Annotated in this window: 15 protein-coding genes; 10 read left to right on the top strand and 5 right to left on the bottom strand. The window is 34.4% G+C overall.

What is annotated here, in order from left to right; all coding sequences use genetic code 11:
* Positions 1 to 100: 100 nt before the first annotated feature.
* Positions 101 to 1,444, top strand: a complete 1,344-nt coding sequence (locus NG806_RS22740; protein ID WP_214833731.1) for a cytochrome ubiquinol oxidase subunit I — start codon at positions 101 to 103, stop codon at positions 1,442 to 1,444.
* Entirely contained in the window at positions 1,441 to 2,445 is a 1,005-nt protein-coding gene (locus NG806_RS22735; protein ID WP_214833734.1) for a cytochrome d ubiquinol oxidase subunit II, read from the top strand. The genes NG806_RS22740 and NG806_RS22735 overlap by 4 nt, the downstream gene beginning before the upstream one ends.
* Positions 2,446 to 2,449: 4 nt before the next feature.
* Here the strand turns inward: NG806_RS22735 and NG806_RS22730 are convergent, their stop codons facing one another.
* The 5 genes from NG806_RS22730 to NG806_RS22710 all read right to left on the bottom strand — a co-directional run bounded on the left by NG806_RS22730 (position 2,450) and on the right by NG806_RS22710 (position 6,709).
* Entirely contained in the window at positions 2,450 to 3,217 is a 768-nt protein-coding gene (locus NG806_RS22730) for an OmpA family protein (protein ID WP_261511436.1), read from the bottom strand.
* A gap of 156 nt (positions 3,218 to 3,373) precedes the next feature.
* The gene (gene lysS, locus NG806_RS22725; protein WP_261511435.1) at positions 3,374 to 5,071 is read right to left on the bottom strand and encodes a lysine--tRNA ligase; all 1,698 of its coding nucleotides are present in this window, start codon (positions 5,069 to 5,071) and stop codon (positions 3,374 to 3,376) included.
* A gap of 112 nt (positions 5,072 to 5,183) precedes the next feature.
* Complete coding sequence (gene rlmF / locus NG806_RS22720) at positions 5,184 to 6,113, bottom strand: 23S rRNA (adenine(1618)-N(6))-methyltransferase RlmF (protein ID WP_261511434.1); 930 nt, start codon at positions 6,111 to 6,113, stop codon at positions 5,184 to 5,186.
* A 3-nt stretch (positions 6,114 to 6,116) separates the two neighbouring features.
* Entirely contained in the window at positions 6,117 to 6,491 is a 375-nt protein-coding gene (locus tag NG806_RS22715) for a c-type cytochrome (protein ID WP_214833747.1), read from the bottom strand.
* The gene (locus NG806_RS22710; protein ID WP_214833750.1) at positions 6,491 to 6,709 is read right to left on the bottom strand and encodes a hypothetical protein; all 219 of its coding nucleotides are present in this window, start codon (positions 6,707 to 6,709) and stop codon (positions 6,491 to 6,493) included. The genes NG806_RS22715 and NG806_RS22710 overlap by 1 nt, the downstream gene beginning before the upstream one ends.
* Before the next feature lie 250 nt (positions 6,710 to 6,959).
* Between NG806_RS22710 and NG806_RS22705 the strand changes: the two genes are divergently transcribed.
* The 8 genes from NG806_RS22705 (at position 6,960) to trpB (ending at position 14,213) form a co-directional block, all read left to right on the top strand.
* Positions 6,960 to 7,493, top strand: a complete 534-nt coding sequence (locus NG806_RS22705) for a hypothetical protein (protein ID WP_261511433.1) — start codon at positions 6,960 to 6,962, stop codon at positions 7,491 to 7,493.
* Between the two features lie 263 nt (positions 7,494 to 7,756).
* Positions 7,757 to 9,178, top strand: a complete 1,422-nt coding sequence (locus tag NG806_RS22700; protein WP_214833756.1) for an anthranilate synthase component I family protein — start codon at positions 7,757 to 7,759, stop codon at positions 9,176 to 9,178.
* A 64-nt stretch (positions 9,179 to 9,242) separates the two neighbouring features.
* The gene (locus NG806_RS22695) at positions 9,243 to 9,842 is read left to right on the top strand and encodes an anthranilate synthase component II (protein ID WP_261511432.1); all 600 of its coding nucleotides are present in this window, start codon (positions 9,243 to 9,245) and stop codon (positions 9,840 to 9,842) included.
* Positions 9,843 to 9,880: 38 nt separating this feature from the next.
* A complete protein-coding gene (gene trpD, locus NG806_RS22690; RefSeq protein ID WP_214833759.1) occupies positions 9,881 to 10,867 on the top strand; it encodes an anthranilate phosphoribosyltransferase in 987 nt (328 codons plus the stop codon).
* Positions 10,868 to 10,919: 52 nt separating this feature from the next.
* Positions 10,920 to 11,699: an indole-3-glycerol phosphate synthase TrpC gene (gene trpC, locus NG806_RS22685; RefSeq protein WP_214833762.1), complete on the top strand. Its 780-nt coding sequence runs from the start codon at positions 10,920 to 10,922 to the stop codon at positions 11,697 to 11,699.
* Positions 11,699 to 12,355, top strand: a complete 657-nt coding sequence (locus NG806_RS22680) for a phosphoribosylanthranilate isomerase (protein ID WP_214833765.1) — start codon at positions 11,699 to 11,701, stop codon at positions 12,353 to 12,355. Before trpC ends, NG806_RS22680 begins: the two co-directional genes overlap by 1 nt.
* Positions 12,352 to 12,867, top strand: coding sequence for a hypothetical protein (locus tag NG806_RS22675; protein WP_214833768.1), 516 nt, complete (start codon positions 12,352 to 12,354; stop codon positions 12,865 to 12,867). The genes NG806_RS22680 and NG806_RS22675 overlap by 4 nt, the downstream gene beginning before the upstream one ends.
* A 167-nt stretch (positions 12,868 to 13,034) precedes the next feature.
* Positions 13,035 to 14,213: a tryptophan synthase subunit beta gene (gene trpB, locus NG806_RS22670; protein WP_214833771.1), complete on the top strand. Its 1,179-nt coding sequence runs from the start codon at positions 13,035 to 13,037 to the stop codon at positions 14,211 to 14,213.
* Positions 14,214 to 14,300: the final 87 nt, after the last annotated feature.

The following is a 14,300-nucleotide window of genomic DNA, read 5'->3' as shown; positions in this document are numbered from 1 at the left end:
AAATAACAAAGTTATCACGTATTTCAACAATATCAACTGTTTTAAATCATATGCTCTTCTATAATTAATGCTTAAATTTATTTACTCAAAAATTGATATTATGGACGATTTCATTGCCGCTCGTGCCCAAATGGCCATGTCCCTTGGCTTCCACATTATTTTCTCATGTGTGGGTATGGTAATGCCTTTTTTAATGGCTTTTGCCCACTGGAAATACCTTAAGACCAAAAATGAAGTCTACAAAGGTCTCACTAAAGCCTGGAGTAAAGGGGTAGCTATTTTATTTGCGACTGGTGCTGTTTCCGGAACTATGCTTTCTTTTGAGTTAGGACTTCTGTGGCCACAATTTATGAAACATGCAGGACCCATTTTCGGAATGCCTTTTTCCCTCGAAGGAACGGCATTTTTTATTGAAGCAATAGCTATTGGATTTTTTCTATATGGATGGGATAAATTCAATAAATGGTTTCATTGGTTTTGTGGCTTTTTAGTAGGTTTAAGTGGCTTGGCTTCTGGAATTTTAGTTGTGGCCGCTAACGCATGGATGAACTCTCCGGCAGGTTTTGATTATATCAACGGACAATATTTAAATATAGACCCTATAAAAGCCATGTTCAACGAAGCTTGGTTTCCGCAGGCACTTCATATGACAGTTGCTGCTTTTTGTGCTACCGGATTCGCCGTTGCGGGTGTACATGCTTTTTTAATCATGAGAAAGAGAAATGTAGAGTTCCATACCAAAGCATTTAAAATTGCTGCCGGTTTCGCCTTGATCGGTGCTTTTGGCGCTCCTTTAAGTGGTGATATTGCCGCTAAATCTGTAGCGAAAAGACAACCTATTAAATTGGCTGCAATGGAAGCACATTTTGAGACAGAAAAAGGAGCTGCATTTGTAATTGGTGGTATCCCTGATGAAAAGAAGGGCGAAATAAAATATGCTTTAAAGATCCCAAAAGTATTAAGTTTTCTGGTAAGCAATGATTTCAATGCTGAAGTAAAAGGATTAAATGATTTTCCTAGAGATGAGTGGCCACCAGTTGCTGTTGTACATTATTCTTTTCAGATCATGATCTTTTTTGGTGTTGTTATGATATGCATTGGTATCCTTTATGTTTATTCCCTATTTTTCAAAAAAGAATGGCTGAGTAAAAATTGGTTTCTTAAGACTTTTCTCATTGCTACTCCTTTCGGTTATATTGCTTTAGAAGCAGGATGGACAGTTACTGAAGTCGGTAGGCAACCCTGGATCATCTATGGGATCATGCGAACCGTTGATGCTGTAACTCCAATGCCGGGAATCCAGTATTCATTCTATTTTTTCACAGCAATTTTCGTTTCCTTATCATTGATCTTAATTTTTCTTTTAAAAAGACAGATCCAAATGGTACCGAAACTTTACGACCCTACAGATACTCAGTTTAATTCTAAAAATACGAAATCATGATCTATGTTGTTATTGGCTTTCTCTGGCTTTCAATTTGCCTTTATGTAATCTTAGGAGGAGCAGATTTCGGCGCTGGAATTGTAGAATTGTTTACCAATAAAAAATCACGCCATAAAACTAAGGAGATCATGTATGAATCTATTGCTCCTGTATGGGAGGCTAATCATATGTGGCTGATCATCGCAATTGTTATCTTATTTGTAGGCTTTCCTGAAATTTATACAACCATGTCCACCTATTTGCATATTCCTTTGGTTCTTATGCTGGTAGGAATTATTGCAAGAGGTACAGCTTTTACTTTCAGACATTATGATGCAGTAAAGGATGACTGGCAGTTTTTATATACACAGATCTTTTATTACGCAAGCCTTTTAACTCCTTTTTTCTTGGGATTAATTGCTGCTGCTACCGTTTCTCAGTCTATAAATCCTGATGCGACCACCTTTTTAGACTTATATATTTTCAGTTGGCTTAATTGGTTTGGCGTTGCTGTAGGTTTGTTTACAGTATCACTTTGCGCCTATCTGGCGTCTATATTTTCGTTAAGAGAAACAACAGACAGATTAGAATTAAGTTTGATGATCAGAAAATCTAAACAAACAATGCTATTTGTGGTTATTACGGGAGCATTGGTATTTCTTTCCGCTTATCTTTCTGGAATTCCTTTAGTAAAGTGGGTCTTCTCAAAACCTCTGGGAATTATGTCTATTGCTTTTGCTACTGTTGCTTTAGGATTGATATTCCGTGCTATGAAACGACGCAAACTACTTCCTGTACGTGCTTTAGCTGGATTTCAGGTAATTATGATTTTAATTGCAGCAACCTATCAACATAATCCTGATATTATTTTATTAGGCAATGGACAACATCTTTCTTTATTAGAACATGTAGCCGCACCAAAAACAATCTCAGCACTAGCCTGGGCATTAATGCTCGGTTCATTATTTATTCTGCCGTTTTTGTTTTATCTGATGTTCTCATTTAGTAAACTGAGAAAATAGAAAATTATTTTTTAAGCAAAACGATTACAACTCTCCTATTCTTGGTCCTGTCAACTTCCGTTTGCTCGGGATAAACGACTGGATCAAGATGCCCTTGTCCACTTGCTTTTATCCGACTGGATTCTATTCCTTGCTTTTGAAGAAATTCTTTTATAGCGCTGGCTCTTGTATACGAAAGATTAAAAGTATTCAAATCAAGATCTTTACCATCAAAATTATCATAGTCACAACAAATATGTCCTTGCAATTCAACCTCCATTGCTGGATTATCCCTCAATATCTTAAATAATTGGAAAAGTGTTTCGTTACCTGAGGAAAGCCAGATATGTCTGCCTCCTATAAAATTGACATTGGGAAGCGAATAAGTATTCTGAACCTTCATTTCAGAAACTTTTAAGCCCAAAAAACTTGGGAAAGTTTTGCCTGAAATCTTTTCTCCTTCAGCAAATTCTCTATCAATAAAAATATCTACTCTTCTATTCTTTCCACGCAACTCTTCTGAACTGTTATCATTAATCTGTTTTTCTTCACCCAGACCGACAATATTTTCCAATTTTATGTTATCCGTAATTTTCGTTTTTAGATATTTACTAACTGTATTGGCTCGATTTTCAGATAATATCCTATTATAATTGATACTTCCTACAGAATCACAGTTTCCAAAAATCCTGAATTTTAAATTGTTCTTTAGCTGAGCCAAACTATCTAATTTCTTTTCAGATTGTTTATCAAGCTCATACGAACCGTGAGCAAAATATATAGATTGAATCATTTGGGAATGAATTTCAACACATAAAAACAAAAAAAATAAAACAAAGAGTTTCATCGAAATTGAGTTTTCTAAATAACGGGAAATATCAACTTATAGTTTATAGCACAAAAAAATCCTGAAGCATTGTTCAGGATTTAATATATTATTGTAAAGTTTTTAAACCAGTTTCATCAGAACCTGATCCTCAATCTTCTCTACTTTTACTAAATTATTTTTGGTTAAAGTCTTAGATGCTTTATCCCATTTTTTTCCAGATAGCTGGCTTCTTTCTTTAACTTCAGCTAAAGAGAATGGTTCCTCCTGAGAGTTTAAGATCTCAAGGATCACTTTTTCATCTTCACCTAATTCAATTTGAGGAACTGTTTTTTCCGGTCTCATCTGAGGGAAGAATAATACTTCCTGAATTGATGCATTATCCGTTAAGAACATGATCAATCTGTCCATCCCAATTCCTAATCCTGAAGTTGGCGGCATACCGTATTCCAAAGCTCTTAAGAAGTCCTGGTCGATAAACATCGCTTCATCGTCACCTCTTTCTGATAAAGTCATTTGTGCTTCGAAACGTTCTCTCTGATCGATTGGGTCATTTAACTCAGAATATGCGTTCGCAATTTCTTTTCCACAAACCATTAGTTCAAAACGCTCTGTTAAGCCTTCTTTGCTTCTGTGTTTCTTCGTTAATGGAGACATTTCAATAGGATAATCAGTAATAAAAGTTGGCTGAATGAAGTTTCCTTCACATTTTTCACCGAAGATCTCATCAATTAATTTTCCTTTACCCATTGTTTCATTTACATCGATTCCGATAGATTTAGCAAAAACAAACAATTCCTGCTCAGTCTTTCCTGTAATATCAAAACCTGTATATTTTTGGATCGCTTCGGTCATAGAAACTCTTGGATAAGGAGCTTTCCAATTAATGGTATGTTCTCCAAAAGTAGATTCTGCATTTCCGTTCACCTGACCTGCACAGAATTCCAATAATTTCTCTGTGAAATGCATCATCCAGTTGTAATCTTTGTAGGCTACATAGATTTCCATCGCTGTAAACTCTGGATTATGTGTTCTGTCCATCCCTTCATTTCTGAAGTTTTTAGAAAACTCATATACCCCATCAAATCCACCCACGATCAATCTTTTAAGATATAGTTCGTTGGCAATTCTTAAATATAAAGGAATATCTAAGGCATTGTGATGCGTAATAAAAGGCTTTGCAGCAGCTCCTCCCGGAATCGACTGAAGAATAGGTGTTTCCACTTCAAAGTATCCAGCATCATTAAAGAAAGTCCTCATGGCATTGAACAGTTTTGTTCTCTTTACAAAGATCTCTTTAATATGAGGATTTACTGTTAAATCTACATAACGTTGTCTGTATCTTAATTCAGGGTCGTTAAACGCATCATGTATTACGCCATTCTCATCCGTCTTCGCTTGTGGAAGAGGACGTAGAGATTTAGTAAGAAGCGTAAAGTTCTTTACCAATACCGTCTTCTCTCCTACCTGCGTGGTAAAAAGATCACCTCCAATACCGATAATATCTCCGATATCTAAAAGATGCTTATAAACTTCATTATATAAGGTTTTATCTTCTCCCGTACAAATTTCATCTCTGTTGAAATACACCTGAATTTTACCTGTAGAATCCTGCAATTCAGCAAAAGAAGCCTTCCCTTGAATTCTTCGGGACATCAATCTGCCAGCAATCTTCACCTGTTTACTTTCAGAAAAATCCTGTTTTATAGATTCTGTTGTATCTGTAATTTTGTATTCTTCTGCAGGGAACGCATTGATTCCCATTTCAACAAGCTTATTAAGCTTTTCTCTTCTAATGATTTCTTGTTCTGATAATTGCATTTCTTATTTTTCTAAAAGCCTACAAATTTAGGCATTTTTGAGTTGACTGTCAATGACTTTTACCAGAAATATAATTTATTTCTGTAAAAATGCAGTTAAAGAGAAAGTTATTTTACAAGAACCAATCTTTTCGGTCCTGTTGAGGAATAAACGTCCAAGCCAGTATTCTACTTATCTTTTGTCCCTGAGCCATATCAACGGTTTTAAAATCTGCTACTTTGACTTTTTTTAAGAGTCTGGTTAGCTTATGTAAATTATCCTTTTTAGAAACTAAACAGGTAAACCAGAGGATTTGAGACCCGTATAATGTACTTTCATTGATCATATTTGCAATGAAAGCCAGTTCACCACCTTCGCACCACAATTCTGATTGTTGTCCACCAAAATTAAGTAAAGGTTTCTGCACTTTTGACCTGTTAAGATTTTTAGTTTTCCTGACATTTCCTTTTAGTGCAGATTCTTCTGAATCATGAAAAGGAGGATTACACATCGAAAATGCAAACCGATCTCCAACACCAATAATGTTCTTGAATATATTATTGGGTTTCAACTGTTGTTTTAATTGAATAGCAAATGACAAATCGGGATTATGGTCTAAAATACGTTGGGCATTTTCCAAAGAATCTTTATTGATATCTGTACCCAACATTTTCCATCCATAAGATCTATGGGCAATTAAGGGATAAACTAAGTTTGCCCCCACTCCCACATCTAAACCAGATATCGAAATTCCGCTTGGAATTTCACTTTGCTGTTCGGATAATAAATCTGCAATATAATGTACATAATCAGCTCGTCCTGGAATGGGTGGACATAGATTAGCCTCAGGAATGTCCCAATTCTTAATATTATAAAAGTGCAGCAATAAAGCTTTATTAAGCAGTTTAACCGCCTTTGGAAGGCTGAAATTAATGGTTACCCTTTGATAAGCATTAATGAAAACATACTGTTTCAGTTCTGGCACACAAGAAATAAGTTGATCAAAATCATAGGGATTGCGATGTAAATTTCTTGTGTGCAGACTGGATTTTTCAGTAGTCATATTTTATTTTTTCTGACTTAAAATATATTCTACCATTTTTTTAGCATCTTCTTTAGATACCTGAGGATGGGGTTGCATGGGTACACTTCCCCAAGCTCCACTTCCGCCTTCTATAATTTTGGAAGCCAGCATTTCAATATCTTTTTCAGAATACTTATCTGCTATTTCCTGATAAGAAGGTCCTATCATTCTTTCATTTACCGTATGACACCCTGTACAATCTAATGTTTCAATAATCTGACTTCCCGAAAGATTAGTTTTTGCAGGTTCCGAAACAACAGATGTTTCTGAAGAGGAAGCGTCAACAGGTGTATTTTCTTTTTTGGAACAGGAAAGAATTAAAAATCCAATGCATCCTGTCAAAAATAATTTCTTCATTATTTTTTCGCAGTAGAGTCTGTTTTAGCAGCTGGTGCTGGTGTTGCAGCAACAGGTGCAGCAGCGGTAGCAGGTTTAGCTTTTGTAGAATCTACAACAGTCGTTGCTTCAGGTTCTTCAAGCATTGTGTTGCTGTCTTGTAATGAATGATCTGGGGCTTTTTTGCAGTTTACAACTAATAAACCTCCGATAAATGCAAGTGCTAATACTTTTTTCATTATTTTTTCTATAAAATTTAAGCAAAAGTATAAAAAATAAATTTTTAAACTGATGATAAATATCCCTTTTAATAATAATTTATCTGGAATATAATCATTAAATGGTCGCATATTTAAATAAAAATTTTAATTTTAAACCATGATCTTTATTTCTAAAATTCTGTTTTTCACAAGCCATCATGGTTTTTATACTGTGATACTTCTTATTATTTTTTTCTGTTTTCTGTCATTTATTACTAAAAAGTGGTGGATGCTGCTTCCTATTATTCCTTTGTCAATTGCAAATGGGTTCGCAGGACAGTTTTTAAATGCATGGTTTTTAAATAAATACGGCATTGAAAGCACAGCAATAATCACTTCAGATGTTGAAACAAATTCTACCTTAAATGATCAGTATATCCATGATTATGAAGCCATTGTAAAGAAACAGGATGGAAAATATGCGACTACGAATTTTTCAACCACCTCAGCATCCATATACCCTATTGAAAATGCCATTCGTATCCCACAAGTAAACAAGACTTTTCCTGTAAAATACATTCCGGGTTATGAGAAAAATATAGTCATTCTTTACAATGAATCTGAGGAAGGTAAAAACTTACGTCAATATGAAATGCAGGCTCCCATTAATACTGCAAAAATTAAATATGAAGCAGATCCGACCAATAAAGAATTTATACAAGAATACATTTCCGCTTTAGAGGCTTATTTACAGGTATATAACGATAAAAATTACAGCATAAAATTAGAAGAATTGAAGAATAATTTAAAACAATTGAAATAGTTAATTTTATCTTAAGTTTTTTTAATTTTCATTTTTTTTAGTTTTTGATAATAAAAAATTATCTACATTTGTGCCATGTTTAATACGAGCAATAATTTTTGGTGGTGGCATTCAAACTCTTCGTCGGGTCTGAAGTTATTATCATGTTGCTAACTGTTAAGCTACGCTTACAGAAAATAAGATAAAACAAAATACAAAGACTTTGACGGATTCCGTTGAAGTCTTTTTTTTATTATTTAATCTCAAACAAAATAAAACAGCAAATGTTTAACAAAAAAATAAAAGTAAAAACAGTTTCGAAAAAAACATTGGGGGATCTCCAGACTCCAATGAATATCTATCTACAAATCAGAGATAAATTTAGAGATACCATTCTTTTGGAGAGTTCAGATTCTAAAAATATCGATAATAATTTTTCTTTTATTGCAGTAAATGCCATTGCTGGAATTGAGGTAAAGAATCTAAAAGAGTTTGAAATAAAGCTTCCCAATTCAGAACCTGTAAAACAATTCATCATCGATCATAAGATAGCAGATATTCTGCATGATTTTTCTTCAGTTTTCGACTGTGAGAAAACAGCAGATCCTATTGAAGAAACTGCACAAAATCTTTTTGGATATACCAGTTTTGAAGCAGTTCAGTTTTTTGAGAATGTCAATTTTAAAGCACAAAGTGAAGAGGTTGAAATTCCTTTAGTCAGATACAGACTATACCAATATGTCATTGCTATTAATCATTACAATGATGAGATGCATTTTATTGAAAATCAAATTGAAGGTGTTAAATCTGAACTTTATACGTTGGAAAATTTAATAAAGAACAAAAGCTCAGTAGTCTATCCTTTCGAAAAAACGGGGGCGGAAACTTCAAACATTACTGATGAAGAATATCTTGAATTGGTAAAAACAGCTCAGAGACACTGTATGCGAGGAGACGTTTTCCAATTGGTACTAAGCAGAAGGTTTGAGCAAAAATTCCTGGGTGATGAGTTCAATGTGTATCGAGCTTTAAGAAATATCAATCCTTCTCCTTATTTATTCTTTTTCGATTATGGAGACTATAAATTATTTGGATCCAGTCCCGAAAGCCAGTTAATTATTAAAGATCATAAAGCGATCATCCACCCTATTGCCGGAACATTCAAAAGAACCGGAAACTTTGATATCGATCTGCAGTCTATTGAGGAATTAAAAAATGATCCTAAAGAAAACGCAGAACATACCATGTTGGTGGATCTGGCAAGAAATGATCTTGGGAAAATGGGGAAAAATATTACCGTTACCAAATTGAAAGAAATTCAGCTTTTTTCTCACGTTATCCATATGGTAAGTGAAGTTACAGCGGAATTACCAAGAGATACGAATCCTTTTGAGGTTGTTTCATCCACCTTTCCACAAGGAACTCTAAGTGGCGCACCCAAGCACAAAGCTCTTCAGCTGATCAATAAATATGAAAAAGATTCCCGTGGCTATTACGGAGGTTGCATTGGAATGGTGGGACTTAATGGAACCTGTAATCAGGCAATCATGATCCGAACTTTTCTAAGTAAAAACAATACGTTATTTTATCAGGCAGGAGCAGGATTAGTAGCCAAATCAAACCCTGAAAGTGAATTACAGGAAGTTAATAATAAACTAAATGCATTAAAAAAGGCAGTAGAAAAAGCTGACAAACTAAATTATTAGTTGTTTGTACTTTAATGTTAAAATTTTGTACAATAAATGCTAACCAATAATGATAAATAAAGAGATGAATAAAAATATAGAAGGTCAATCAACAGCTAAAGTTTTAGTTTTTGATAATTATGATAGCTTTACCTATAATCTTGTACAGATTATTGAAAAAATTCTGGATCAAAAAGTAGATGTCTTCAGAAACGATGAAATAAGTTTAGAAGATATTGACAAATATGATAAAATCATTCTGTCACCCGGTCCGGGAATTCCTGAAGAATCAGGGATTTTATTGGATTTAATCAGAAAATATGCCTCCACAAAAAGTATTCTGGGAGTTTGCCTTGGGCAGCAAGCTATTGCCGAGGCTTTTGGTGGAAAGCTAATTAATCTTTCTGAAATTTTTCATGGCGTAGCCACGACGGCTGAACTGACAAAAGATAAAACAAAACTCTTTCAAAATTTATCTTCAGGACTTGAGGTAGGAAGATATCACAGTTGGGCTGTAGATCCCGACCAATTTCCTGAAGAACTGGAAATAACAGCTGTTGATAAAGATGGAATGATTATGGCCTTGCAGCATAAAACCTATGATGTACATGGTGTACAGTTTCATCCTGAAAGTATTTTAACTCCTGATGGAGAAGTAATCATTAAAAACTTCCTTTTACATTGAAAACATTAGAAAGCACCTCAACCATAAAAACACCACAAATGAAAGAAATTTTGCAATATTTGTTTAATCATCATACCTTATCAAAATCTGAAGCTAAGGCTATCATGATTGAAATTGCTCAAAATAAGTTTAACACAACGGAGGTCACTGCCTTTATTAGTGTTTTCCTTATGCGTAATATTACGTTGAGAGAATTGGAAGGCTTTAGAGAAGCATTGTTACAAATGGCTGTTCCTGTAAATATAGATGCCAGTGATGCTATAGATATTGTTGGAACCGGAGGTGATGGGAAAAACACTATTAATATTTCAACATTGGCAAGTTTTGTTATTGCCGGAGCCGGGCAAAAAGTAACTAAACATGGAAATTATGGAGCTTCAGCAGTTACAGGTTCTTCCAATGTTTTAGAAGAGCTCGGTTATCAAATGAATAATGACTCTGAAAAGCTAAGCCGTGATCTTGAAAAAGCCAATATCTGCTTTTTACATGCTCCCTACTTTCATCCTGCCCTTCAATCTGTTGGTGCATTACGAAAATCGCTAGGGTTAAGAACATTTTTTAATTTATTAGGTCCGTTGGTAAATCCTGCTAAACCAAAATTTTCCGTGATCGGAGTTTATAATCTGGAGATTGCAAGGATTTATCAATATCTATTACAAAAAGATTCCCAGGAGTTTATTCTTGTTCATGGTCTGGATGGTTATGATGAAATAAGCTTAACCCATGACAGTAAAATTATTACCAAAAAAGGTGAGAATATTTATTCAGCGGAAGATCTTGGATTTGATCCGGTAACTCCAGAAAGCATACAGGCAGGTAAAACAATTCAGGAAGCGGCAACTATTTTCAGAAACATTTTAGAAGGTAAGGGAACAGAATCACAAAACTCTGTGGTTTTGGCAAATGCTTCCATTGCGCTTTATCATACCGAAAAATTCGGGAGTTATGATGATTGCCTTTTATTGGCTCAGGAAAGTTTACAAAGTGGTAGAGCTTTGAGAAGTATGGAACTATTACTGGAATAATAACAATGGATAAGATTTGATTGAAATAAAAGCATAAAAAAACACACATTAAATGACCATATTAGATAAAATTATATCGAAAAAAAAGGAAGAGGTTGCTTTTTCAAAGGCAAGTATTTCCATTGAAGAATTAAAAGATTCTGTTTTTTTTGGAAGACAAACCAAATCTTTAAAAACGTCGCTAAAAGAAAAAAGCGGAATTATTGCCGAATTTAAAAGACAGTCACCATCAAAAGGAATTATCAACAACAAGGTTTCTCCTTTAGAGGTTGTTTCTGCGTATGAAAATTTTGGAGCAAGCGGAATTTCTATTCTGACAGATAGCGATTTTTTTGGGGGGAGTTTCGAAGATATCCTTAGTGTTCGGGATCATATTGCAGTTCCTATTCTTAGAAAAGACTTTATGATCGACGAATACCAGTTCTATGAAGCGAAAAATATGGGTGCTGATGTAATCCTATTAATTGCTGCTTGTCTTTCTCCTGCGCAGGTTTTGGAATTCACAGATTTATCTCATAAGCTCGGATTGGAGGTTCTACTGGAAATCCATACTGAAGAAGAACTGAAGCACTACCACTCTGCCATTGATTTGGTGGGAGTAAATAACAGGAATTTAAAAGATTTTAAAGTTGACCTACAACATTCTGTTAAATTGAAAAATCAGCTACCAAAGGAAGTCTTATCTGTTGCAGAAAGTGGAATTTATCATATTGAAGATTTTCATTATTTGAAAGAAAAGGGTTTTGATGGATTTTTGATGGGTGAATATTTTATGAAGAATGAAAATCCTGCGAAGGCATTTGAGGAATTTATCGATAATGTAGCTGTATAATGACAGACAACAACTTACATATAAAAGTTTGCGGTTTATCAGAACTCGATCAAATTCACGAATTAATTTCTATGAATATTGACTTCCTTGGATTTATATTCTATAAAAAATCACCCAGATATGCACTTAATCGTTTAAGTTTAAAAGATATTTCGAAAATTATTCATGAGGGAAAAGTAGGTGTTTTTGTAAATGCGGAACCAGATATTATATTAGAAATTGCGAAACAGGCTGATCTGAATTTCATTCAGCTTCATGGTGACGAAAGCCTGCATTATATTTCGGAATTAAGAAAAAAGCTAAACCCTGCTACTAAGATTATAAAAGTATTTAGAATAGCCAACACAATAGAAGAGCTGAAGTCTACAATTAAACATTTACAATTCGATGTGGACTACATTTTGTTTGATACAGACAGTCAGTCATTTGGAGGAACAGGAAAGCAATTTGACTGGTCATTATTGAATGAATTGGAAATAAAAATCCCCTATTTCTTAAGTGGAGGGATCTCAGAAGAAAATATTGATAACGTAAAAATCCTGAATCAAAGGCCTTTTGCTCTGGATATCAATTCAAAATTTGAGATCACACCAGGAATTAAGGATTTGGAAAAAGTACGTTTATTTAAGTCTAACCTATTAAACTCAAACCTATGAATATAAAATCATTAAAAAAACAGTTTTATCAGGTATTGTTTCCACCAAGGTTTGATAATAAAAATGTAAAAAAACTTTATCAATTTATATCCGAAAATGATAGTACAACGGACTTCTGGGAAATGGGAGGTTTATTATCCCAATTTATTGATATCATTAAAGATTTTGATGAACTGGACATTCAATATTTTTTTAAAACCATTCATTTATGGGATGGATATCATCTGGTGATGATCGCAGACAAACTTATGGAAAACACGGTTAGAACCAATGTTAACTATGATTTGGGGAAAATATACTTTAAGATCTTCCTATCATATGAAAAATTAGACTCTTATTATTTACTGGACAATCTGGAACTGATATTTAAAATGTATCACTCAAAACTTGATATGGAAACTTTAATCAGTATAGCGAGTAAAATAAAATTTTTATATATGAACAAGCAGATCACCAGACAACAGTTTGATCATAATCTGTCATTTATCAATAATGTAAACAATGATTTATAATATTAAAAAGACAGAATAGCTGGCAGACTTTAAAATAAAAAGACCCATAGAGCTTTGGGAAAAGAAAATGATATCTCAATTATTCACTTATCTGAAGAAAATAAAAACCTGCTCAAACAGCTTGATTCAACGGATCCCGATTATTTAATACAATAACAATAAAGAAAATGAATTATAAAAACCCGGATAAGAATGGATATTATGGAGAATTCGGAGGGGCTTTCATTCCTGAAATGCTTTACCCCAATGTAGAAGAGCTCCAAAAAAACTATCTTGAAATCATCGAATCTGAAGAATTTCAGAAAGAATATCAGGATTTACTAAAAAACTATGTAGGACGAGCTACTCCACTTTATTTTGCGAAGAATTTAAGTAATAAATACAATACGAACATTTATTTAAAAAGAGAAGATCTCAATCACACAGGAGCACACAAAATCAACAATGCACTTGGTCAGGTACTATTGGCAAAACGTCTTGGAAAAACCAGGATCATTGCTGAAACCGGTGCTGGACAACATGGTGTTGCCACAGCTACAGCCTGTGCTTTGCTTGGGTTGGAATGCATCGTTTATATGGGTGAAGTAGATATTCAAAGACAGGCTCCCAATGTAGCAAGAATGAAAATGTTGGGTGCAGAAGTGATTCCTGCAACTTCAGGATCAAAGACATTAAAAGATGCCGTTAATGAAGCCTTAAGGGATTGGATCAACCACCCGGTAACCACCCACTATGTGATTGGAAGTGTGGTAGGACCGCATCCTTTTCCTGATCTTGTTGCCAGATTTCAAAGTATTATTTCAAAAGAGATCAGGGAACAGCTTAAGGAACAGATCGGAAGAGAGAACCCTGATTATGTCATCGCCTGTGTGGGTGGTGGAAGCAATGCCGCAGGAACTTTCTATCATTTTGTAGAAGAAGAAAGTGTAAAAATTATTGCCGCAGAAGCAGGTGGTTTCGGCGTAGAATCAGGGAAATCAGCTGCTACTACTTTTCTTGGAACTTTAGGTGTTTTACACGGCAGTAAAAGTCTTGTTATGCAGACGAATGACGGGCAGGTAATTGAGCCCCACTCTATTTCTGCAGGTTTAGATTATCCGGGAATCGGACCGTTTCATGCTCATTTATTTAAAGAAAAGCGTGCTGAATTTTTCAGCATCAATGATGATGAAGCCTTAAAATGTGCTTTTGAACTGACCAAACTAGAGGGTATCATTCCTGCATTGGAAAGCTCTCACGCTCTGGCAGTTTTAGATAAAAAGAAATTCAATGAAAATGATATTGTTGTCATCTGTTTAAGCGGACGTGGTGACAAGGATATGGAAACGTACTTAGCTAATCTTTAATCTGTAAAAAGTATTTATGTAAAATGATTTTGAAAGTTGCCAAAGAAAATCATGCTTCTTTAATTTAAGATGATAATTCACTGGAGA

This window comes from Chryseobacterium paludis (assembly GCF_025403485.1).
GTDB lineage: Bacteria > Bacteroidota > Bacteroidia > Flavobacteriales > Weeksellaceae > Chryseobacterium > Chryseobacterium paludis.
This window is presented reverse-complemented; position numbering and strand designations above follow the sequence as displayed.

Excerpts from the sequence above, each read along its gene's own strand:
- NG806_RS22740 (WP_214833731.1), top strand. The coding sequence starts at position 101 with ATGGACGATTTCATTGCCGCTCGTGCCCAAATGGCCATGTCCCTTGGC.
- NG806_RS22735 (WP_214833734.1), top strand. The coding sequence starts at position 1,441 with ATGATCTATGTTGTTATTGGCTTTCTCTGGCTTTCAATTTGCCTTTAT.
- NG806_RS22730 (WP_261511436.1), bottom strand. The coding sequence starts at position 3,217 with ATGATTCAATCTATATATTTTGCTCACGGTTCGTATGAGCTTGATAAA.
- lysS (WP_261511435.1), bottom strand. The coding sequence starts at position 5,071 with ATGCAATTATCAGAACAAGAAATCATTAGAAGAGAAAAGCTTAATAAG.
- rlmF (WP_261511434.1), bottom strand. The coding sequence starts at position 6,113 with ATGACTACTGAAAAATCCAGTCTGCACACAAGAAATTTACATCGCAAT.
- NG806_RS22715 (WP_214833747.1), bottom strand. The coding sequence starts at position 6,491 with ATGAAGAAATTATTTTTGACAGGATGCATTGGATTTTTAATTCTTTCC.
- NG806_RS22710 (WP_214833750.1), bottom strand. The coding sequence starts at position 6,709 with ATGAAAAAAGTATTAGCACTTGCATTTATCGGAGGTTTATTAGTTGTA.
- NG806_RS22705 (WP_261511433.1), top strand. The coding sequence starts at position 6,960 with ATGCTGCTTCCTATTATTCCTTTGTCAATTGCAAATGGGTTCGCAGGA.
- NG806_RS22700 (WP_214833756.1), top strand. The coding sequence starts at position 7,757 with ATGTTTAACAAAAAAATAAAAGTAAAAACAGTTTCGAAAAAAACATTG.
- NG806_RS22695 (WP_261511432.1), top strand. The coding sequence starts at position 9,243 with ATGAATAAAAATATAGAAGGTCAATCAACAGCTAAAGTTTTAGTTTTT.
- trpD (WP_214833759.1), top strand. The coding sequence starts at position 9,881 with ATGAAAGAAATTTTGCAATATTTGTTTAATCATCATACCTTATCAAAA.
- trpC (WP_214833762.1), top strand. The coding sequence starts at position 10,920 with ATGACCATATTAGATAAAATTATATCGAAAAAAAAGGAAGAGGTTGCT.
- NG806_RS22680 (WP_214833765.1), top strand. The coding sequence starts at position 11,699 with ATGACAGACAACAACTTACATATAAAAGTTTGCGGTTTATCAGAACTC.
- NG806_RS22675 (WP_214833768.1), top strand. The coding sequence starts at position 12,352 with ATGAATATAAAATCATTAAAAAAACAGTTTTATCAGGTATTGTTTCCA.
- trpB (WP_214833771.1), top strand. The coding sequence starts at position 13,035 with ATGAATTATAAAAACCCGGATAAGAATGGATATTATGGAGAATTCGGA.